Origin of the sequence: Stenotrophomonas sp. RS-48 (assembly GCF_030053245.1) — a bacterium.
GTDB classification, from domain to species: Bacteria; Pseudomonadota; Gammaproteobacteria; order Xanthomonadales; family Xanthomonadaceae; genus Stenotrophomonas; species Stenotrophomonas maltophilia_P.
This window is the reverse complement of sequence record NZ_JASGBV010000077.1, coordinates 1-18,744: the sequence shown is the minus strand read 5'-3', so window position 1 is coordinate 18,744 and position 18,744 is coordinate 1. Positions and strand designations below refer to the sequence as shown.

At 66.3% G+C, this 18,744-nt stretch carries 16 protein-coding genes; 7 read left to right on the top strand and 9 right to left on the bottom strand.

The window, feature by feature from the left end; genetic code table 11:
- From QMZ25_RS14235 to QMZ25_RS14205, 7 genes are all read right to left on the bottom strand, one after another.
- The coding region (locus QMZ25_RS14235; RefSeq protein ID WP_283219832.1) for an ATP-binding protein at window positions 1-895 on the bottom strand (895 nt) is incomplete at its 3' end.
- Window positions 892-2,238 carry a sigma-54 dependent transcriptional regulator gene (locus QMZ25_RS14230; RefSeq protein WP_074899853.1) on the bottom strand — a complete coding sequence of 449 codons (1,347 nt, stop codon included), beginning with the start codon at window positions 2,236-2,238 and terminating at the stop codon, window positions 892-894. The genes QMZ25_RS14235 and QMZ25_RS14230, both read right to left, overlap by 4 nt.
- A 123-nt stretch (window positions 2,239-2,361) precedes the next feature.
- Entirely contained in the window at window positions 2,362-2,754 is a 393-nt protein-coding gene (locus QMZ25_RS14225; RefSeq protein WP_180876814.1) for a PDZ domain-containing protein, read from the bottom strand.
- A 1-nt stretch (window position 2,755) separates the two neighbouring features.
- A complete protein-coding gene (locus QMZ25_RS14220; RefSeq protein ID WP_053518725.1) occupies window positions 2,756-3,979 on the bottom strand; it encodes an FtsX-like permease family protein in 1,224 nt (407 codons plus the stop codon).
- A 16-nt stretch (window positions 3,980-3,995) separates the two neighbouring features.
- Window positions 3,996-5,300, bottom strand: coding sequence for an ABC transporter permease (locus tag QMZ25_RS14215; RefSeq protein WP_053518747.1), 1,305 nt, complete (start codon window positions 5,298-5,300; stop codon window positions 3,996-3,998).
- A 10-nt stretch (window positions 5,301-5,310) separates the two neighbouring features.
- Window positions 5,311-6,033, bottom strand: coding sequence for an ABC transporter ATP-binding protein (locus QMZ25_RS14210; RefSeq protein ID WP_053518723.1), 723 nt, complete (start codon window positions 6,031-6,033; stop codon window positions 5,311-5,313).
- A 24-nt stretch (window positions 6,034-6,057) separates the two neighbouring features.
- Window positions 6,058-7,332 (bottom strand): efflux RND transporter periplasmic adaptor subunit, encoded by a 1,275-nt coding sequence (locus tag QMZ25_RS14205; protein WP_283219831.1) that lies wholly within the window; start codon window positions 7,330-7,332, stop codon window positions 6,058-6,060.
- 203 nt (window positions 7,333-7,535) lie between these two features.
- Here QMZ25_RS14205 and glmS point away from each other — a divergent pair, with 203 nt between their 5' ends.
- Together glmS and QMZ25_RS14195 are read left to right on the top strand one after the other, a co-directional pair.
- Window positions 7,536-9,374, top strand: a complete 1,839-nt coding sequence (gene glmS / locus QMZ25_RS14200; protein ID WP_053518721.1) for a glutamine--fructose-6-phosphate transaminase (isomerizing) — start codon at window positions 7,536-7,538, stop codon at window positions 9,372-9,374.
- Window positions 9,375-9,823: 449 nt separating this feature from the next.
- On the top strand, window positions 9,824-10,255 hold the full coding sequence (locus QMZ25_RS14195) for a CBS domain-containing protein (RefSeq protein ID WP_053518718.1): 432 nt from the start codon (window positions 9,824-9,826) through the stop codon (window positions 10,253-10,255).
- Window positions 10,256-10,321: 66 nt separating this feature from the next.
- On the opposite strand, the gene QMZ25_RS14190 is transcribed toward QMZ25_RS14195, so the two are convergent.
- Together QMZ25_RS14190 and gloA are read right to left on the bottom strand one after the other, a co-directional pair.
- Window positions 10,322-10,750, bottom strand: coding sequence for a VOC family protein (locus tag QMZ25_RS14190; protein ID WP_053518717.1), 429 nt, complete (start codon window positions 10,748-10,750; stop codon window positions 10,322-10,324).
- A 147-nt stretch (window positions 10,751-10,897) separates the two neighbouring features.
- On the bottom strand, window positions 10,898-11,416 hold the full coding sequence (gene gloA, locus QMZ25_RS14185) for a lactoylglutathione lyase (RefSeq protein WP_053518716.1): 519 nt from the start codon (window positions 11,414-11,416) through the stop codon (window positions 10,898-10,900).
- Window positions 11,417-11,772: 356 nt separating this feature from the next.
- On the opposite strand from gloA, the gene QMZ25_RS14180 reads away from it, so the two are divergent.
- The 5 genes from QMZ25_RS14180 to QMZ25_RS14160 all read left to right on the top strand — a co-directional run bounded on the left by QMZ25_RS14180 (window position 11,773) and on the right by QMZ25_RS14160 (window position 18,740).
- On the top strand, window positions 11,773-12,180 hold the full coding sequence (locus QMZ25_RS14180; RefSeq protein WP_053518715.1) for a CopL family metal-binding regulatory protein: 408 nt from the start codon (window positions 11,773-11,775) through the stop codon (window positions 12,178-12,180).
- Window positions 12,181-12,274: 94 nt separating this feature from the next.
- Window positions 12,275-14,989, top strand: coding sequence for a TonB-dependent receptor (locus tag QMZ25_RS14175; RefSeq protein ID WP_283219830.1), 2,715 nt, complete (start codon window positions 12,275-12,277; stop codon window positions 14,987-14,989).
- A gap of 55 nt (window positions 14,990-15,044) precedes the next feature.
- A complete protein-coding gene (locus QMZ25_RS19220) occupies window positions 15,045-15,737 on the top strand; it encodes a PepSY domain-containing protein (protein ID WP_065181783.1) in 693 nt (230 codons plus the stop codon).
- Window positions 15,734-17,545, top strand: a complete 1,812-nt coding sequence (locus QMZ25_RS14165) for a 2Fe-2S iron-sulfur cluster-binding protein (protein ID WP_345782736.1) — start codon at window positions 15,734-15,736, stop codon at window positions 17,543-17,545. Before QMZ25_RS19220 ends, QMZ25_RS14165 begins: the two co-directional genes overlap by 4 nt.
- Before the next feature lie 97 nt (window positions 17,546-17,642).
- Window positions 17,643-18,740: a PLP-dependent cysteine synthase family protein gene (locus tag QMZ25_RS14160; protein WP_283219829.1), complete on the top strand. Its 1,098-nt coding sequence runs from the start codon at window positions 17,643-17,645 to the stop codon at window positions 18,738-18,740.
- The last annotated feature ends 4 nt before the right edge of the window (window positions 18,741-18,744 follow it).

Here is an 18,744-nt window from a genome sequence, read left to right as displayed (position 1 = left end):
CGTATCCGCGGATGAACCCCTCCAGGTGGCGGGCGCGATCTTCGATGGTGGTGAAGATCTCCGGCAGGCGGTCGAACCGCTCACGCTTGACCAGTTCCCCTCCGGAATGCGCCAGCGAGGCAATCGGTGCCAGCGAATTGTTCAGCTCGTGGCTGATCACCCGGATCACCTTCTTCCAGGTCTGGACTTCCTGCCTGCGCAGCTCGGCGGTGAGCAGACGCACCAGCAGCAGATCATGGGGCCGTCCATTGAGATGGAACGCGCGCCGCGACAGGTGGTAGACCTGCTCGTCATCCTCGTCGCCGTCCTCGCCTTCGGCCTGCACCGCGAACAGGCTGTCGCCGCCGCGGGCGATGGCGTCGCGCAGTTCCACCGGCACCTGCTCCAGCACCTCCTCCAGGCGCTGGCCCTCCAGCTTCCAGCCACCATGCAGCAGCTTGCGCGCAGCCAGGTTGGAGAACACCACACGGGCGATGCCATCACCGCCTGATGCGATCAGCAGCATCGCCACGGGCGTGTTCTGCACCATCGTGTCCAGCAGCAGTTCGCGTTGCACCAGACCCTGGCGCTGCTCGCGCAGCACGTCGCCCAGCTCGCGATGTGCCTTCACCAGGTCACCCAGTTCGTCGTTGCCTTCCCAGTGAACGCCGAAGTTGTACTCTCCATCGCGGTAGCTGCTGGTGGTGCCGGACAACGCACGCATCAGCGAGCGGACCGGTGCGGTGGCGCGGCGCAGCGCCCACCACATCAGGGCAAGCAGGATCACCGTGGATACGATGGCCACCGCCCAGCCGTGGTCGAGCCAGTAGGCCAGCAGCCAGGGCAGCGCGGCAGCCAGCGCCAGCACCGGCAGCAGGCGCAGGAACAGGCGGAAGGTGAACGAGCGTCGCTTCATTCGCGCGGAATGCCGTGGCGGTCCATGCGCCGGTACAGTGCCTGGCGGCTGAGACCGAGTTCGGCGGCCGCCTGCGCGATGACCCCATGATTGCGCGCCAGTACCTCCTCGATGCGCGTGCGGTCCGGATCGTTGCCGGCGCTCGGCGCCGGGCGTGGCGCAGCCGGAGCGCGTGGCAGGTTGAGATCGGTCACTTCGATGCGGTTGCCGGTGGCCAGCAGCTCGGCGCGCTGGATGACGTTGCGCAGTTCGCGCACGTTGCCCGGCCACGGGTGCCGTTGCAACGCGGCAGCGGCGGCGCTGGACAACGGCTTGCCACCCGCCAGGAAGCGTTCGGCCAGCGGCAGGATGTCGCCGGGCCGCTCGGCCAGCGGCGGCAGCACCAGCTCCACGGTGTTGAGGCGGTAGTACAGGTCCTCGCGGAACGTGCCGTCGCGGATCATCGCCGGCAGGTCGGCATTGGTGGCGCTGACCACGCGAACCTTGACCTGGCGTTCGCGGTTGGAGCCCAGGCGCTCGAAGCGACCGGTCTCCAGCACGCGCAGCAGCTTCATCTGCCCGCCCAGCGACAGGTTGCCGATCTCATCCAGGAACAGGGTGCCTCCATCGGCCGCCTCGAACTTGCCTTCGCGCGCCTTGTTGGCACCGGTGTAGGCACCTGCCTCGGCGCCGAACAGCTCGGCTTCGATCAGCTCGGACGGCAGCGCACCACAGTTGACCGTGACGAACGGTCCCTTTGCCACCAGCGAATTGGCCTGGATGATCTGCGCGATCTTCTCCTTGCCGGCGCCATTGGGTCCGGTGATCAGGACCGGCAGTTCGGAGCGTGCGACCTGGCAGGCCAGGGCGATCACGCGTTCACTGGCGGGATCGGCGAAGACGGCACCACTGAGGTCGTACTTCTGTTCCAGCGCGGTGCGCTGACGCTGCTCGCGTTCGCGCCGACGGTCCAGTTCGCGACGTGCTTCGGACAGTTCCAGCAGGTTGTTGACCGTGGTCAGCAGCTTGCGGTCGTCCCAGGGCTTGGCCAGGTAATCGGCCGCGCCGGCCTTGACCAGGTCCACCGCGCTGCTCAGATGGGTCCAGGCGGTCAGCAGGATCACCGGCAGGTCGGGGTGGCGTGCGCGGATCTGCGCGAACAGGGCTTCGCCTTCCTCGCCGGAGGTGGTGTCCTCGCTGAAGTTCATGTCCTGGATCACCAGGTCCACCGGCTGCGATTCGAGCAGGGCCAGGCCTTCGGCCGGGCTCTGTGCCTGCAGCGTGTCGATGTCGTGCAGGGAGAACAGCACGTCCAGCGCGGTGCCCACGCTGGCGTTGTCGTCGATGATGAGGATCGCGGGCATGGACCGGTTCTGGAAAAAGGGATGGGCAGCGCCGGAGAGAGCTGTAGGTTCCAGGGCGCCGGCAGGAGCCGGCGCCACCCATCAAGCATAGCTAAAAGCTGCCGCCCTGCAGCCGGTGCCGGATCACCGTCGTGGCGGCGGCGGAGCCGGCGGCGGTGGTGGTGCGGTGGGCGGTGACAGCAGGGGCCGCCAGCCAGCCAGGGACACCGGCACGGTCAGCGTCTTTCCATCGCGCTGCAGCAGCAGCCGTACGCTGGATGCGTCGGTGGCCTGCATCGCGGCTGTCAGCTGGTCGACCTGCTGCACGGCGGTATCGTCCACGCGCAGGATGCGGTCGCCACGGCGCACGCCGAAGCGCGCCTCCGGATGCGCCGCATCGACCCGCACGTGGCCACCCGAGGAAGCCAGCGCCACATGGGCGCCGTCGTCCTGCCAGCTCATGGTCTGCTGGTTGCTGCTGCCGGCAAGGGCCGGCAGCGGCAGCATCAGCATCATCGCCAGGAAAGGTGCGCGCATGTCAGGCCCCCCGCGTGGCGACGGCCGGAGGCACGGCGGCCGCCCGGCGCGCAGGGCCGAACACGGCGATCTGGCCCAGTGCCCACAGCAGCACCGCACCCAGCGGCAGGTACAGCAGCGGCATGCGAGGCAGCTCGTACATGTTCATCAACCACAGATTGATGGCGTAGGCCGCCAGCATGCCCAGCACGATGCCCAGCGAGGCCAGCAGGAAGTTCTCGGTCTGGAAGTAGCGCAGCACCTGGCCGCGGGTGGCACCGAGGGCACGGCGGATGCCGATCTGCTTGCTGCGCTGCTGCACCCAGAAGCTGGCCAGGCCGACGATGCCCAGCGCCGTCACCACCAGCAGGGCGATGCATACGGTGACCAGCAGCCCGACCATCGCCCGGTCGTTCTTGAAGTAGTCGTTGCGCTGGTCCTCATAGCTGAGCTTCTCGCGCACCAGGCGGTTGGGATCGTTGCGTTCCAGGGCCGCCAGGGCACCCTTCAGCACTTCATCGCGGCGTTCAGGCGTGGTGCGCAGCATGTACGGGCCGCCGCTGGCAAAGTCGGTGCGCACCGGCAGGATCATCGACAGGGTGGTGTTGTTGTTCCAGTCCGTCGGCGGCGCGAGGTGGGCAACCACGCCCACCACGTGCAGCGCCTGCCGACCCATGTAGAAGGTCTTGCCCAGCGGGTTCTGGCCCGGGAACATCTTCTCGGCCACGGCCTGGTTGAGGATCACCGCCGATGCCTTGTCCGGTGTGGTGCTGGCCGACTTGCGTGCGTCCTCGAAGTCGATGTACTCGCCGGGCAGGAAGTCACGGCCGGCCACCAGCTGCAGGCCCAGGGTGGACAACGCACCTTCGTTGAACATGTACAGCGTCGCCGAGGTCGTCGGCCGTTCCTGGTCGCGCTCGCGCGAGATGCTGGTATTGGACGAGCTGGGGCGGAACGGCAGCTGGTTGACCTTGGTCACGCTGGTCGCACCGGGAACGGCGCGCAGCGCGGCCAGGTCTTCCTGGGTACGCGCCATGGCATTGGTCTGGGTACCGATGCCACTGGTACGGACGATCACCAGTTCGTTCTCGGCCAGGCCGCTGGGCTGGGTGATCTTCTCCACGCGCTGGCTGACCAGGAACAACGCGTTGCAGACGATGGCGCAGGTCAGCGCAATTTCCAGCACGATCAGGGCAGCGGCGGTCTTGTGCCGGCGCAGCGTGCTGAGGATGGGGCGGATATCCATGGCAGTGTCCTTGTGCTTACTGCGACTTGAGCTGGATGGCGGGGGTGACCTGCATGGCACGCCAGGCCGGAAGGAATCCGGCGGCCAGGCTGGCCAGCAGGGTCAGGCCGAGGGCGAGCAGCAGCATGCTGCCGTCCAGATGGGCCAGCTGGGCGTACTCCACCGGCTGCCTGCGCACTGCGGCCAGACCGATCAGGGCCAGGCCGATGCCGAGCACACCGCCGACCACGCCGATGGCACCGGCTTCGACCAGGCATTGCAGGAAGATCTGCCCACGGCTGGCACCCAGCGCACGCCGCACGCCGATCTCACCGCTGCGGCGCAGGAATTTGGCCAGCAGCAGACCGACCGTATTGACCAGGCACACGCCCAGGAAGCCCAGCGCCAGCCACATCTGCAGGCGCACGTCGCTGGGCACCGCACCGTTGAAGTCCAGCCACTCCATGACGCTGCGCACACGCACGTTGGCGGGACGCTCGAAGCGGCCTGCAGCGCGCTGCTGGTCGGAGTAGTTCACCAGATAGCGGCGGTAGTCATCGACCTTGCCCGGCTCCAGCTCGACCCAGTACTGGATCCAGGTGCAGGCCGCACTGAGCGAGTGGCTGTCGCCGCCCGGGCCACCGTCGCGGAAGCAGTTCATGTTGCCGTTGTTGCCGAAATCCAGATCCATGGCAGTGGAGAACGGCACCAGCAGGTCCTCGTCCTTGCCGTAGGAACCGGTGGTCAGGTCGAAGAACTGCGGTTCGGGATTCCATTCCTTCATCACGCCGATCACGCGCAGCGACTGGCTGTTCACGCGGATCTCGCGGCCCACGCTGTTGGCGCCCTGGAACAGCTTTTCATTGATGGCCTTGGACAGCACCACCACGCGGCTGTGTGCATCGTCGTCGCTGGCAGACCAGGCGCGGCCGTACTGCATCGGCACGTTGAACATCGGGAAGAAGTCCGCCGAGGTCCAGCGCGTATCCACCGAGAACGGCTTGAGGGTGCTGCCCTCCGGCTCGACGATGGCACTGCCGCCACTCATCATCGCCTGGTGCACGGCGCGCTTCTCGCGCAGCAGGGCTTCGGCGTCGAACCGCGTCATCTGGCCTTCCGGCTCCTCGTCCGTCAGGTAGCCGGAGCGCGGCCGCGGATCGAGCTGCGCGTAGAACAGGCGGTCGCTCTTCTCCGGAATCGGATCGCCGGACAGGACATGGAACACGGTCAGGGTGGTCATCGAGGCACCGATGCCCAGTGCGATGGCCACCACCATCAGCGCGGTCAGTACCTTGTTGCGGCGGAAGCTGCGTACCGCCAGTCGAGCGTAGTAGGCGAACATGGGCATGCCCTCACTCGTTGACGGCGACGATGCGGCGCGGGGTGGCCAGCACCGGCTCGCGCACCAGGTCGGTGACCTGGCCATCGACGATGTGCACGTTGCGCTGCGCACGCGCGGCCAGTTCCGGATCATGGGTGACCATGACGATGGTGGTGCCGGCCGCGTTGATTTCCTCCAGCAGCTCCATCACGCCACGTGCCATCTGCGTATCCAGGTTGCCGGTCGGTTCGTCGGCCAGCAGCAGGCGCGGGCTGCCGGCGAGGGCACGGGCAATCGCCGCGCGCTGCTGCTGGCCGCCGGACAGTTCGTTCGGGTAGTGCTTCATGCGTGAGCCCAGGCCGACCTGGGTCAGCGCCTTCTCGATGCGCTCACGGCGCTCGCCGGCACTCATCTTGCGGTAGCGAAGCGGCACGTCGACGTTGTCGAACAGGTTCAGGTCCGGAATCAGGTTGAAGCCCTGGAAGATGAAGCCGATCTTCTGGTTGCGCAGGCGGCTGCGCGCATCGTCACCGAGCTGGCTGACATCCTCGCCATCAAGCAGGTAGGTGCCGCTGGTGAAGGTTTCCAGCAGGCCGGCGATGTTGAGGAAGGTGGTCTTGCCGGAGCCGGAGGGACCGGTGACGGCGACGAACTCGCCCTCCTTGACCTGCAGTTCCAGCGAGCGCAGTGCATGGGTTTCCACCTGTTCAGTGCGGAAGACCTTGGCGACCGAACGCATTTCGAGCATGTACATGGGGTGTCCTCTCTCCAGGATGTATCAGTTGACGGAGACGCGTTCGGCGTCCTTGAACAGGTCGCTGCCGGAGACCACGATACGGTCGCCCGGCTGCACACCCGACTTGATTTCCACTTCGCCCAGGCTGCTGACGCCCAGTTCCACCGGACGGCGCACCGCTGTGCGGCCATCCATCACGTAGGCCACGCCGTTGCCCTGTTCGACGAACGGGCCGCGCTCGACCTTCAGCACGTTCTTGCGGGTATCCAGCAGCACCCGGACCGACATGCGCTGGCTCTGGCGCAGGCCTTCGGGCTGCTTGTCGGCGAAGCGCACGCGGGCATTGACCTCGCCGTTCACCACTTCCGGCGACACCGCGCTGATCTCGCCCGGGAACGGCTGGCCGTTGCCGCCGGTGAGCTGTGCGGGCATGCCGATGGCCAGATCACGAGCGAAGCTTTCCGGAACCTTGATCTCGACTTCGAACTTGGACAGGTCCACCACGCCCAGCACCGGCGCATTGGCCGCCAGGTTGGTGGACTGGGTGGCCTGCACCTGGCCTACCTGGCCATCAAACGGCGCGCGCAGGGTCAGCGCATCGACCTGGCGCTGCACTTCGGCCACCACCGCCTTCTGGCGATCGGCCAGCAACCGCTTGTTGCGTGCATCCAGGTCGGCGCCCTGGCTCTGCAGGCGGGCATCGGTGGTGGCGTTGGCAAGGCTGATGTCGGCCTTCTTCAGGCTGTCCTGGGCCTTGGCCAGGTCGATCTGCGGCACCGCACCGCCGTCGAAGCCGCGCTGGTAGCGTTGCAGGTCGCGATCGGCAGCCTGGCGCTCGATGGTGGCCTGATCGGTTTCCTTGCGCGATTTGGCGCGGGCCAGCGTTGCGTCCAGCGCGGCGCGGCTGGCCTCGGCTTCCAGGCCAGCCAGGGTGGCCTGTTCCTGGGCCAGCTTGCTGCGCAGTTCCGGGCTGTCGATGATGGCCAGCTCCTGTCCCTTCTTGACCACGTCGCCGGCCACGACCTTCAGGTCCACGGTACCGGCGGAGATCGCATACAGCACCGGGCTGTTGGCGGCGATCACACGGCCGTCGGCAGCGATGTCACGCACCAGGTCGCCACGTTGCACTTCGGCGATGCGCACCCGGCCGCTGTCGAACGAGCGGCTGGCGTTTGCCCAGGCGTACACGGCCCAGCCGATGCCGGCGAGCAGGGCGATGCTGCCCAGTGCCGGCCAACGGTAGCGATGCCAGGCGGCGGTCGGGCGGGCCGGGGTGGAGGAAACGATCTGGTCCTGGGCGGAAGTGTCGCGGATCATCGGGTTCGTGCCTGACGGTGGTGATCCATACCAAGCACGTTGCGTGCCAACTTTATTTCCTTTTTTATCAATGATTTGCAATTCGAGTGGCGGTGTCCGGGTGTCCGCGGACACCTGTGCGGACACATTCATTAAGCGGACAGGAGGGGGAAACCGGACACGCACGCTAGAATGCCGCGACCGTCTTCAAGGAAATGCGTGACATGTGTGGAATCGTGGGAGCGATCGCTGATCGCGACGTGGTGCCGGTGCTGATCGAAGGTCTGAAGCGACTGGAGTACCGCGGCTACGATTCTTCAGGCATAGCGGTGATCGACGCGACCGATCAACCTGACGTGCACCGCGTCCGCCGTACCGGCCGGGTCGCCGAGATGGCCGCGGCCGCCGCCGCCGAGGGGTTCAATGCGCAGCTGGGTATCGGCCATACGCGTTGGGCCACCCATGGCGGCGTCACCGAGGCCAATGCGCATCCGCACATCAGCCAGGGCGTGGCCCTGGTCCACAACGGCATCATCGAGAACCATGAAGAACAGCGCGAGCGGCTGCGCGCGCTGGGCTACACCTTCGAGTCGCAGACCGACACCGAAGTGATCGCCCACCTGATCCATCATCATCTGCAGAGCGGTGACGATCTGCTGGTGGCGCTGCAGCGCACCGTGAAGGAACTCACCGGCGCCTATGCACTGGCCGTGGTCAGCCGTGCCGAGCCGGAGCGCTTCGTCTGCGCACGCATGGGCTGCCCGCTGCTGGTCGGCCTGGGCGAAGGCGAGAATTTCGTTGCCTCCGATGTCTCGGCGGTGATCTCGGCCACCCGCAAGGTGATCTTCCTGGAGGAAGGCGACACCGCCGAGGTGCGCCGCGAGGGCGTGCGCATCTTCGACGAGCACGATCAGCCGGTACAGCGCGAGGTGCACCTGTCCGACGTGTCGCTGGCCTCGCTGGAACTCGGCCCTTACCGCCATTTCATGCAGAAGGAAATCCACGAGCAGCCGCGCGCGCTGGGTGACACCATCGAGGCGGCGATCGACGCCGGTGGCTTCCCGGCCGAGCTGTTCGGCAGGAATGCCGAGGCGGTGCTGGCGGGCATCGAAGGCGTGCAGATCCTGGCGTGTGGCACCAGCTACTACGCCGGCCTGACCGCGCGCTACTGGATCGAGTCCATCGCCGGCCTGCCGTGCAGCGTGGAGATCGCCAGCGAGTACCGCTACCGCGCGGCGTATGCGAACCCGAAGCACCTGGTGGTGACGATCTCCCAGTCGGGCGAAACGCTGGACACGATGGAGGCGCTGAAGTACGCCAAGTCGCTCGGCCACCAGCACACGCTGTCGATCTGCAACGTGCCGGAAAGCGCGATTCCACGCGCCAGTGAACTGGTCTGCTATACCCGTGCCGGGGCCGAGATCGGCGTGGCTTCGACCAAGGCGTTCACTACCCAGCTGGCGGCGCTGTTCCAGCTGACCGTGGTGCTGGGCAAGCTGCACGGACGCGTCGATGCCGCACAGGAAGCCGACTATCTGGAGCAGCTGCGCTTCCTGCCGGGCAGCGTGCAGCACGCGTTGAACCTGGAGCCGCAGATCGCGGCCTGGGCCGAGCGCTTCGCGCGCAAATCCAACGCGCTGTTCCTGGGTCGTGGCCTGCATTATCCGATCGCACTGGAAGGTTCGCTCAAGCTCAAGGAGATCTCCTATATCCACGCCGAGGCGTATCCGGCGGGCGAGCTCAAGCACGGTCCGCTGGCGCTGGTGGACGAGGACATGCCGGTGGTGGTGATCGCCCCCAACGACAGCCTGCTGGAGAAGGTGAAGTCGAACATGCAGGAAGTCCGCGCGCGGGGAGGCGAGCTGTTCGTGTTCGCCGACCAGGACAGCAACTTCTCCGAAAGCGAAGGCGTGCATGTGATCCGTACGCCGCGCCACGCGGGCGTGCTCAGTCCGGTGGTGCATACCATTCCGGTGCAGTTGCTGGCCTACCACACCGCACTGGCGCGTGGCACCGACGTGGACAAGCCGCGCAACCTGGCCAAGAGCGTGACGGTGGAGTAACCGCCATCGGCTGCATGGGATGCTTCAGGTGAAGGGGGGCCGCGTGGCCCCCTTTCGTTTGCGCCGCTCACAGCGCCAAATGGGACACCCGCAGGGTGTTCTGTCCGCGCTCGGCAGCAGGCCATCAATCTTTAACGTGCAGCTCCGCGTGTGTTCAGCGGCGGTTTCAGCCGCAGTGCCATTCTCTGGATCGTCGGCAGGTTCCCACGACGTACTGTCCTATCGATGCCGGTAGTGACCGAGGGTCGCAGTCGTAGAATCGAGCCGACCGAGATACGGGTTGCGTTGCCGGACCCGCCTCGTTCGCGTTGCAGCACCTCGCCTTGCCGATGCATTCCCCATGGGCAGACCGGTGCGCCAGACGTGCGCTGAAAGGTCTGTTCCCGGGGAGGGGGCGAATCGGAAGAGCACACTTTTTTGACTTCAGTGACCTGCAACAGGAAACAAGAATGAACGTCCGCGAACTCCTGCAATCCAAGAAAGAAGCTGTCATCACCATCGATGCGGAAGACACCATCGGTGCCGCCGCCCACAAGATGAGCGCGAACAGGATCGCTGCCCTGGTGGTGATGAAGGATGATGCGCCGGTCGGCATCATCTCCGAGAAAGACATCGTGCGTACCCTGGCTGACGATGGCCCGCAGGCCGGCCGCCGGGTGATTTCCACCCTGCCGTCCACAGGACTGGAAGGCATCGCACCGGAGGCCACCCTGAAGCAGGCCATGTCGTTGATGACGTACTCGCGGCGCCGTCATCTGATGGTCACCGATGGCACGCGCCTGGTCGGCATCCTCAGTCTGGGCGACATCGTGAAGAATCTGCTGGGCGAGCTGGAGCTGGAAAAGGCCGTGCTGCAGGACATCTACATGGCCGCGCATTGACGCCGGCGCAGTAGAAGGAAAGAAGCCGGGCACTGCCCGGCTTCTTCGTTCACGGCATCGGTGGAATCAGAACGTCACCTTCACCGAATCGGCGCTGTAGCGCGCCGGGCCGTGATAGACCACCTCGATGTTGTTGCCATCCGGGTCAAGCACGAACGCGCCGTAGTAGCCCGGATGATAGGGGCGCTCGCCCGGTGCGCCGTTGTCGGTGCCGCCAGCGGCGATGGCGGCAGCATGAAACGCATCGACGGTCGCCGCATCGCGCGCCTGGAATGCCAGGTGGTGGCGTCCGGTCAGCTGGCCGGCAGCGGCTTCGCTGCTGGCGGTGGAAATGAACAGCTCGTCAGCCCAGAAATAATCCGGCCCTTCGCCGGCAACCGGAATGCCGATCGTGTCGAACACCGCCTGGTAGAAGCGGCGGCTGGCCGGCAGGTCGCGCACCACCAGCTGCAGGTGATCGATCAATCGACCGCGGTGCAGTTCCATAGTTTCCATGCGTACCTCTACAGAAAAGGGGACAGTGTGGATAGCGCCGGGCCGCGCCCGGCGAGCGCGCAGCGCGGCCTGCTTCCCATGCGATGAATATCGGAGCAAGGCCGCCGGGCATGGCCTGGCGCCAGCGCAATTGTGCCCCTTTCCGGATCAGGCGTTGGCGATGATTTCCACCCAGTAGCCGTCGGGGTCCTTGATGAAGGCGATGTTCTTCATGCGACCGTCGGTCAGGCGCTTCTGGAACGGCACGCCCAGATCCTCGAAGCGCTGGCAGGCAGCTTCCAGCTCGGGCACCGAGACGCAGATGTGGCCGAAGCCGCGCGGATCGCTGTTGCCGTCGTGGTAGACCGGGCCATCCTGGGCTTCAGTGCCGTGGTTGTGGGTCAGCTCCAGCACGCCCGGCAGGCCGGCCATCCACAGGCGGCGCTCGGCATCGTCTTCCGGCACCACGGCGCCGGACGGCACGTAGGCCAGGAAATACAGGCTGAACTGCGCTTCGGCGAAGTCACGCTTGTCGATCAGCCGGTAGCCCAGCACGCGGGTGTAGAAGTCCAGCGAGGCGGTGATGTCCTTCACCCGCAGCATGGTGTGGTTGAACACGAAGCCGGTGGTTTCGGCCGGGGCCTGGGCGGCGACGCCGGGGACCTGTTGGAGGGAAGAAAGGCTCATGATTCGCGTCCTGTCAGCAATGGAGGGAAATGACCCGCGGAGAGTGGCTGGAAGTTGCATCTGAAACCGGCAGTTGCCGGAACCCGCACTTCGCTTGCATCCTCGTTGTCGATCTGGGATCGTCGGGTCATGTTGCAGCGCAGGATAATCGGTGTGCGTCCGCAATGGGATGAGCGCTTCCGCAACGCCGGGTGAAATGCCTGCAACCAGAGCAGTACGGCGCGGCAGTGGGACGCAGGGGAATCCGGCAGGGATGGCGAGACGCCCGCGCATCGTCGCGGGCGGTTGACAGCCCGTTGCCTGCCGCGCTAATGATTGTATGTATATACAAATAACCGAGGGTCTTCAGGGGTCCCATGCCTTACCGCCGATGGCTGCCGCTGCTGCTGATGGCCGTGCTCCTCTTCGAAGGTGTCTTCGGAGCGTGGGCGGGGACGCGCATGGCGCTGCCTGGCGGGGACGCTGCAGGCTCCGCGGGCCGGGCGATTGCGGGCTGCCAGGCAACACCGCGCAGCGCGGCACCGGCGTCGGGCCACACCCGCCATGATCAGGCGCCGGTGGCCGCCGGCGACGTGCACAAGGATCACTGCAGCTGTGTCGATGCGGCCGGCTGCGACTGCCGCTGCCTGTTGAGTCTCTACCCTCCGATGCCATCGCTGCTGCTGCCCAGCGCCCATCCGCGCATCGCGCTGGACATTGCGCTGCCGGCACTGATCCTGCCTGCCAGCAAACTTTCCCGCGTATTCCGACCTCCCATCGCCTGAGCGGCTGTCCCCGCGTCGACATGACGCCGTCGTGTCCCTTTGCCCGAATCGTGGCGGGGGCACCCAGAGACAGTATTCCTGCGGGAGAGAAAACATGTATCTGAAGTCCAATGCCATGGCTGCGGCCATCGGCAGTCTGCTGTGCGTCTCCGTTGTCCACTCCGTCGCCGCGCAGGATGCGCAGTCGCCCGATGCGAAGGCACGCACGCTGGATACCGTGCAGGTGACCGGCAGCCACATCAAGCGCGCGCAGCTGTCAGGCGTCGGCCCGGTGAGCGTGGTCGATGCCGAGGCCATCGAACGTTCCGGCGCCACCTCGGTGGAAACCCTGCTGCAGCGCCTGCCGGCCTCGGCAGGGTTCGCGGGCAGCCAGAGCAATGCGTACTGGGCCGAGAACGGCTACGGCACCACCCAGGTCAATCTGCGCGGTCTCGGTATCAACCGGACCCTGGTCCTGCTCAACGGCCGGCGCATCGTCAATGGCGGCACCGGCGCCAACAGTTCGGTCGACCTCAATGTCATTCCGGTCTCACTGATCGAGCGCGTGGAGGTGCTCAAGGACGGTGCATCGGCAATCTATGGCGCCGATGCGGTGGCTGGCGTGGTCAACATCATCACCAAGCAGGGATTCGAGGGTGCCGAAGCGGTGGTGCGCTATGGCCAGACCAGCCAGGGCGACGGCGAGGAAACCTCGGTCGATGTCAGCTGGGGTGTCAGCAGCGAACGCGGCTCGCTGATGGCTGCGGTCAGCTACTTCGACAGCGGAGCGGTCAACATGGCCTCGCGCGCGCCCTGCGGCCTGATCGAATCCGATGGCCGGCTGGTCTGCTCCGGCAGTTCGTCCACCATCGGTGGTCGTGCACTGCTGGCGGATGGCCGACGGGTCAACTTCAACCAGGTGCCCGGAGGCGACGGCGATTTCTACGAGCCCTATTCGGCGGCCAAGCACAACTACAACGGCAATCCCACGCTCAACGCGGTCAACCCGATCGAGCGGCTCAGCCTGAGCGTGTTCGGCGACAGCCAGTTGAATGACAGCACACGCGCGTTCATCGAAGCGATGTACACCAACCGCCAGTCCAGGCAGCTGGCGACCTCGGGTGGGCTGGGCGTCTACCGGCCGATCAACATCGCCGCTGATCACCCGACCAATCCCACCGGGCAGGATCTGCTGCTGCAGCGCCGGCGCCTGGAAGAGGCCGGTCCCCGCCACTTCTTCCAGGAGACCGACACCTACCGGGTGGTAGCGGGCCTGAAAGGCCAGTTCGGCACCAGCTGGGACTGGTCGGTGGCCTTCAACTGGGGGCGCAACACCGGCGTGGATGGTTCGGACAATGTCGCCAACCTCGATCGCGTCGACCAGACGCTGGACCGGTCCCTGTGCAGTACCGCGCCCGGCGCAGCGATTCCCTGCGGCGACTATCTCGGCTACGGGGACCTGAGCCGTGACGTGCTGGATTACATCCTGTACACCTCGCGCGATACCGGCGGAAACGAGCAGAAGAGCTTCACCGCCAATCTCAGCGGGCAGATCTTCGAGCTGCCGGCAGGCTGGGTGGGATTCGCCGCGGGCGTGGAGGTGCGCAGGGAGCGCGGTTGGCGTGATCCGGATCCGTTGACCGTGCTCGGCATCGGCAACACCAACCAGCAGGATCCGATCGCCGGGCGATACACGGCCAAGGAAGCGTACATGGAGCTGGCGGTGCCGCTGCTGCAGGACGCGGTCATCGCAGATTCGCTGTACCTCAACCTGGCCGGCCGCGTGTCCGACTACGACCTGTTCGGGCGCGACTTCAACTACAAGGCCGGGCTGGACTGGCAGGTCAGCTCTTCGCTGAAGCTGCGCAGCACCTATGCTACGGCATTCCGCATTCCCAACATCCCCGAACTGTTCGGTGGCGTGTCCGAGGGCAACCTCACCACCACCGACCCCTGCAGTGGCTGGAGCGGACTGCCGGCCAGCTCGATCGTGCGTGCGAACTGCCAGGCCGATGGCGTGCCGGCTGGTTACGTGCAGCCGGGCAATACCATCCTGACCACGTCCGGCGGCAATGCGGATCTCGAGCCGGAAGATGCGACCTCCTTCACCGCCGGGGTGGTGTGGACACCCACGTTCGCACCCGGGCTGACGCTCACCCTGGACTACTACCGCATCCGCATCGAGAACGCGATCCAGCGTATCGCCGGCTCCACCAAGCTGGCCATCTGCTACAACACTCCGTCGCTGGCGCATCCGTTCTGCGACGCCAGCAACTTCACCCGCGACCCGCGCACCGGCGAAGTGAACTACCTCTCATCGCAGCCGGTGAACACGGCCGATGAGCAGGTCAGTGGCTACGACCTGGGCGCACTCTACGAGTTCAAGCCGTGGGGCATGGACGCCAGCATCAATGCCGACATCTCCTACCTTCAGCGTTATGACGTGCGCCCGTATGCCGGAGCAGAGGTGATCACGTATGCCGGCAGGATCACCGGCGGCCGTGGCAGCTATGCCAAGTGGCGTGGACTGATGTCGATGAACGCGTCCCGTGGGCAATGGTCCGGTACCTGGACCACCCAGTACATCGGCCGGGCCGACGACATCAATGCCGCGCGTGGCGACATCGGTGATCATGCGCCATCGGTGTTCTATCACAATCTCCAGCTCAGGTACGCGGTCAGCAAGGCGCTGGATGTGGCGCTGGGCGTGGACAACGTCTTTGATCGCTCGGCGCCGTTCATCCAGAGCTATACCGACGCCAACACAGACACCATGACCTACGACCTGCTCGGTCGTCGCTGGTATGCACGCATCGGCTACCGCTGGTGATCGCACGCGCCCCCGTCGCCTGCGGCGGGGGTGCTCCGCAAGGGAGAGAAGGTAGATGAAACCCGCATTCTGGGCGCGCCGCGCCCACAAATGGATCGGACTGGTGATCGGTGTGCAGGCGCTGTTGTGGATGCTCAGCGGGGTCTACATGACCGTGGTGCCGCTGCAGGTGATCCATGGCGACCACCTGGCCCATGTCCGTGGCGAACCGCTGGCGCCGGTGCATGATCGGGTCGGTGTCGATGTGCTGGCCGCGCGTTATCCCGGCCTGCAGTCGTTCCGCCTCAAGCGGCTGCTGGAGCGTGAGGTCTACGACGTCCAGCGCGGACCGGAACGCTTCCTGGTCGATGCCCGCAGTGGAGAGCGCCTGCCGCGGCTGGACCGGGATGGCGCCATCGCGCTGGCCACAGCGCTGTACCAGGGCGCAGGCGAGGTCGCGCGGGTGGAATGGGTGACCCGTGCGCCGTCGGAAGTGAAGACGCGACCGGTGCCGATGTGGGCCGTCCATTTCGCTGACCGCGGAAGCACCACGCTGTACCTGTCACCGGACAGCGGTGAACTGCTGGCGCGCCGGCACAGCCTGTGGCGCTGGTTCGATTTCCTGTGGATGTTCCACATCATGGACTACGAGCAGCGCACCGACGTCAACAATGGCCTGCTGCGCGTCGCATCGGTGATCGGGCTGGCATTCGGCCTCAGTGGCGTGTGGCTGCTGTTCTACAGCTTCGGCCAGAGGAGGCGCGCATGACGCCGTGGCTGCGCCGGCTGCACAGGTGGATCGGGGTGCTGGTGGGACTGCAGTTCCTGGTCTGGCTCGGCAGTGGACTGGGCATGAGCCTGCTTGACCCGGACCGGATCGCCGGCACTTCGCAGCGGGCTGCGCCCGCGGCGCCCCTGGCATGGCCGGCAGATACCGTCTCACCGGCCGATGCGCTGCGTGCTGCGCGGTGGCCGGCCGCGACCCTGGACAGCGGCTGGCTGCTGCAGGCGCCGGTGTATCGACTGCAGTCAGCGGAAGGCACCGAGGTGATCGATGCGCGTGATGGCAGGCGCATCACCATCGATCCGGTGATCGCGCTGCGCGTCGCGCAGGCCGCCTACCGTGGCCAGGGCGTGCCCGCAGCGCCGGTGCATCTGGCGCACAGTCTGGAGACGCGCGGCCATCCCGACGCGGTGTGGCGGGTGGACTTCGGCGATGCGCAGGACACCACCGTCTACGTCTCCGCCGACAGCGGACAGGTGCTCGAGCATCGCACCGCAACGTGGCGGCTGTTCGATGTGTTCTGGATGCTGCACATCATGGACTACGCGGCGCGGGCCAACTTCAACAATCCGCTGGTGGTGGGGATGGGGCTGGGGGGGCTGTGGATGGCCTTGACCGGCGCGTGGCTGCTGCTGGCAAGCGTCCGCCTGCATGAGTTCGTTCCACATCGATGGCGCAGCCGCCGGCAGTTGGCAGTGTTCGCCCCGGGAGGCACGCACCTGCGCACCGTGGCCGCGGCGCAGGGGGACAGTGTCTACCTGGCGCTGGCCCGCGAAGGCGTGAACCTGCCTTCCAACTGCGGCGGCGGGCAGAGCTGTGGACTGTGCGAAGTCCGGGTCCGTGGACAGGCTGGAACCCCTTCCGCCGCAGATCGGGCGCACCTGGCCGGATCGCGCCTGAAGGTCGGCTGCCGGCTCGCCTGCAACCTGCAGGTGGAGGCGGATATGGAGATCGAGGTGTCCGGCGGTGCCAGCCTGTGGACCGAGCATGAGGCAACGGTCGAGCGGATCGAAGCGGTGACCCCGTTCCTGCGCGAGATCCACCTGCGTCCGGACCACGCCGCCGACGCACTCTATCAACCCGGCTGCTACCTGCAGCTGCATGTGCCCGAATACGAGTTGCCCCGTTCCGCGCTCTGGCATCCGGACGAACACCGGCAGGACTGGGCACCGTTGGCCCTGCCGGAAACCCTGCACAACAAGGCGGCGGTGCGTCGTTCGTACTCGCTGGCGATGCCGGTTGCCGCCGAAGCGGGGCGCCTGGTGCTGCTGGCCCGGTTCAGCCCCGGCTGGCAGCAGGGCAAGCGGCATCCGCCGGGCAAAGGGTCCAGCTATCTGTACGCGTTGCGCCCCGGCGATCGCGTCCGCTACAGCGGACCGTTCGGTGATTTCGCGCTCAGCGGCGTGTCCCGGGAAAAGATCTTCATCGGAGCCGGCGCCGGCATGGCGCCGCTGCGGGCGATGATCGAACATCGGCTTTCCGAGGGAGGGCAGGAGCGCATCCACTACTGGTACGGTGCCCGCAGCGACCGCGATTGCCCCTACATGGCGCAGATGCAGGCCCTGCAGGCAGCGCACGCGAACTTCAGCTGGCATCCCGTCTGGTCCGGGCAGGGAACTGGCCGGCGCGTGCATGACGCCATCCATGAGGATCTGCTGCAGCGGCATCCGGATCTTTCCGGCTGCGAGTTCTACCTGTGCGGGCCACCACCGATGCTGGCCGCGACCCGGCAGCTGCTGCAGCGGCTGGGGGTGACGGAAGAGCGGATCGCATACGACGATTTCAAGATCTGAAGTGGAGGCGCCGTGGCCGTGCAGGGCGGCCGCGGCGCCCGTTGCAGCGGTGCGGGCGGAGTAGAATGCCCAGCTGTACTCACCGAAGTGGCGTTCCATGTCCCAGCGCGCCTGGGTGGCTGCGGCCATCCGCAAGATCGAAGCCGATTTCAACCGGTCCGCCGATACCCACCTGATCCCGATGGCGCTGCCCGGGTTCGAAGGCATCGATGTCTACCTGAAGGATGAATCCAGCCACCCCACCGGCAGCCTCAAGCACCGCTTGGCGCGTTCGCTGTTCCTGTACGCGCTGGCCAACGGCTGGCTGCGCGAAGGGCGGCCGGTGATCGAGGCGTCGAGCGGCTCGACCGCGGTGTCCGAAGCGTATTTCGCACGCCTGCTGGGGCTGCCCTTCATCGCGGTGATTCCGGCCACGACCTCGCCGGAAAAGATCGCTGCCATCGAATTCCATGGTGGCCGCTGCCACCTGGTCGAGCGCGCCTGTGATCTCAACTGCGAATCGGAACGGCTGGCGCGCGAAACCGGCGGTCACTTCATGGACCAGTTCACCTACGCCGAACGGGCCACCGACTGGCGCGCCAACAACAACATCGCCGAGTCCATCTTCAAGCAGATGGCCGAAGAGCCCAGCCCGGTACCCGAGTGGATCGTGTGCAGCCCAGGCACCGGCGGCACTGCGGCCACGCTGGGCCGCTACGTCAGCTACCGGCGGCACGACACCCGCATCCTCTGCGCGGATCCGGAGATCTCGGTGTTCTTCGAGGGCTACCAGGCGGCGGTGGCGGGCGAGCAGCAGTGGCGTAACCTGACCTGCAGCGGTGGCTCCCGTGTGGAAGGCATCGGCCGACCGAGGGTGGAGCCGAGCTTCATTCCAACCAGCGTCGATGCGATGGTGAAGGTGCCGGATGCATTGAGCCTGGCAGCCATGCGCCACGTCAGCCGGCAGCTCGGTCGGCGCGTGGGAGGCTCCACCGGCACCAACTTCATCGGTGTGCTGCAGGCGGCGCAGTGGATGCGCGAAGCCGGCCGCCACGGCAGCATCGTCAGCATCCTGTGCGACAGTGGCGAGCGCTACGCGCAGAGCTATTACGACCCGGCGTGGTACGCACGACAGGGCATCGATGTGGACGGTGCCGAACTGGAAGGGTGTGAACGAATCGGCGGTCGAGAAGGCCAAGCAGCTGGCCGGCGATGATTAC

What these genes read in the sequence shown, in the direction of transcription:
- QMZ25_RS14230 (WP_074899853.1), bottom strand. Translation starts at nt 2,238, where the DNA reads ATGCCCGCGATCCTCATCATCGACGACAACGCCAGCGTGGGCACCGCG.
- QMZ25_RS14225 (WP_180876814.1), bottom strand. Translation starts at nt 2,754, where the DNA reads ATGCGCGCACCTTTCCTGGCGATGATGCTGATGCTGCCGCTGCCGGCC.
- QMZ25_RS14220 (WP_053518725.1), bottom strand. Translation starts at nt 3,979, where the DNA reads ATGGATATCCGCCCCATCCTCAGCACGCTGCGCCGGCACAAGACCGCC.
- QMZ25_RS14215 (WP_053518747.1), bottom strand. Translation starts at nt 5,300, where the DNA reads ATGTTCGCCTACTACGCTCGACTGGCGGTACGCAGCTTCCGCCGCAAC.
- QMZ25_RS14210 (WP_053518723.1), bottom strand. Translation starts at nt 6,033, where the DNA reads ATGTACATGCTCGAAATGCGTTCGGTCGCCAAGGTCTTCCGCACTGAA.
- QMZ25_RS14205 (WP_283219831.1), bottom strand. Translation starts at nt 7,332, where the DNA reads ATGATCCGCGACACTTCCGCCCAGGACCAGATCGTTTCCTCCACCCCG.
- glmS (WP_053518721.1), top strand. Translation starts at nt 7,536, where the DNA reads ATGTGTGGAATCGTGGGAGCGATCGCTGATCGCGACGTGGTGCCGGTG.
- QMZ25_RS14195 (WP_053518718.1), top strand. Translation starts at nt 9,824, where the DNA reads ATGAACGTCCGCGAACTCCTGCAATCCAAGAAAGAAGCTGTCATCACC.
- QMZ25_RS14190 (WP_053518717.1), bottom strand. Translation starts at nt 10,750, where the DNA reads ATGGAAACTATGGAACTGCACCGCGGTCGATTGATCGATCACCTGCAG.
- gloA (WP_053518716.1), bottom strand. Translation starts at nt 11,416, where the DNA reads ATGAGCCTTTCTTCCCTCCAACAGGTCCCCGGCGTCGCCGCCCAGGCC.
- QMZ25_RS14180 (WP_053518715.1), top strand. Translation starts at nt 11,773, where the DNA reads ATGCCTTACCGCCGATGGCTGCCGCTGCTGCTGATGGCCGTGCTCCTC.
- QMZ25_RS14175 (WP_283219830.1), top strand. Translation starts at nt 12,275, where the DNA reads ATGTATCTGAAGTCCAATGCCATGGCTGCGGCCATCGGCAGTCTGCTG.
- QMZ25_RS19220 (WP_065181783.1), top strand. Translation starts at nt 15,045, where the DNA reads ATGAAACCCGCATTCTGGGCGCGCCGCGCCCACAAATGGATCGGACTG.
- QMZ25_RS14165 (WP_345782736.1), top strand. Translation starts at nt 15,734, where the DNA reads ATGACGCCGTGGCTGCGCCGGCTGCACAGGTGGATCGGGGTGCTGGTG.
- QMZ25_RS14160 (WP_283219829.1), top strand. Translation starts at nt 17,643, where the DNA reads ATGTCCCAGCGCGCCTGGGTGGCTGCGGCCATCCGCAAGATCGAAGCC.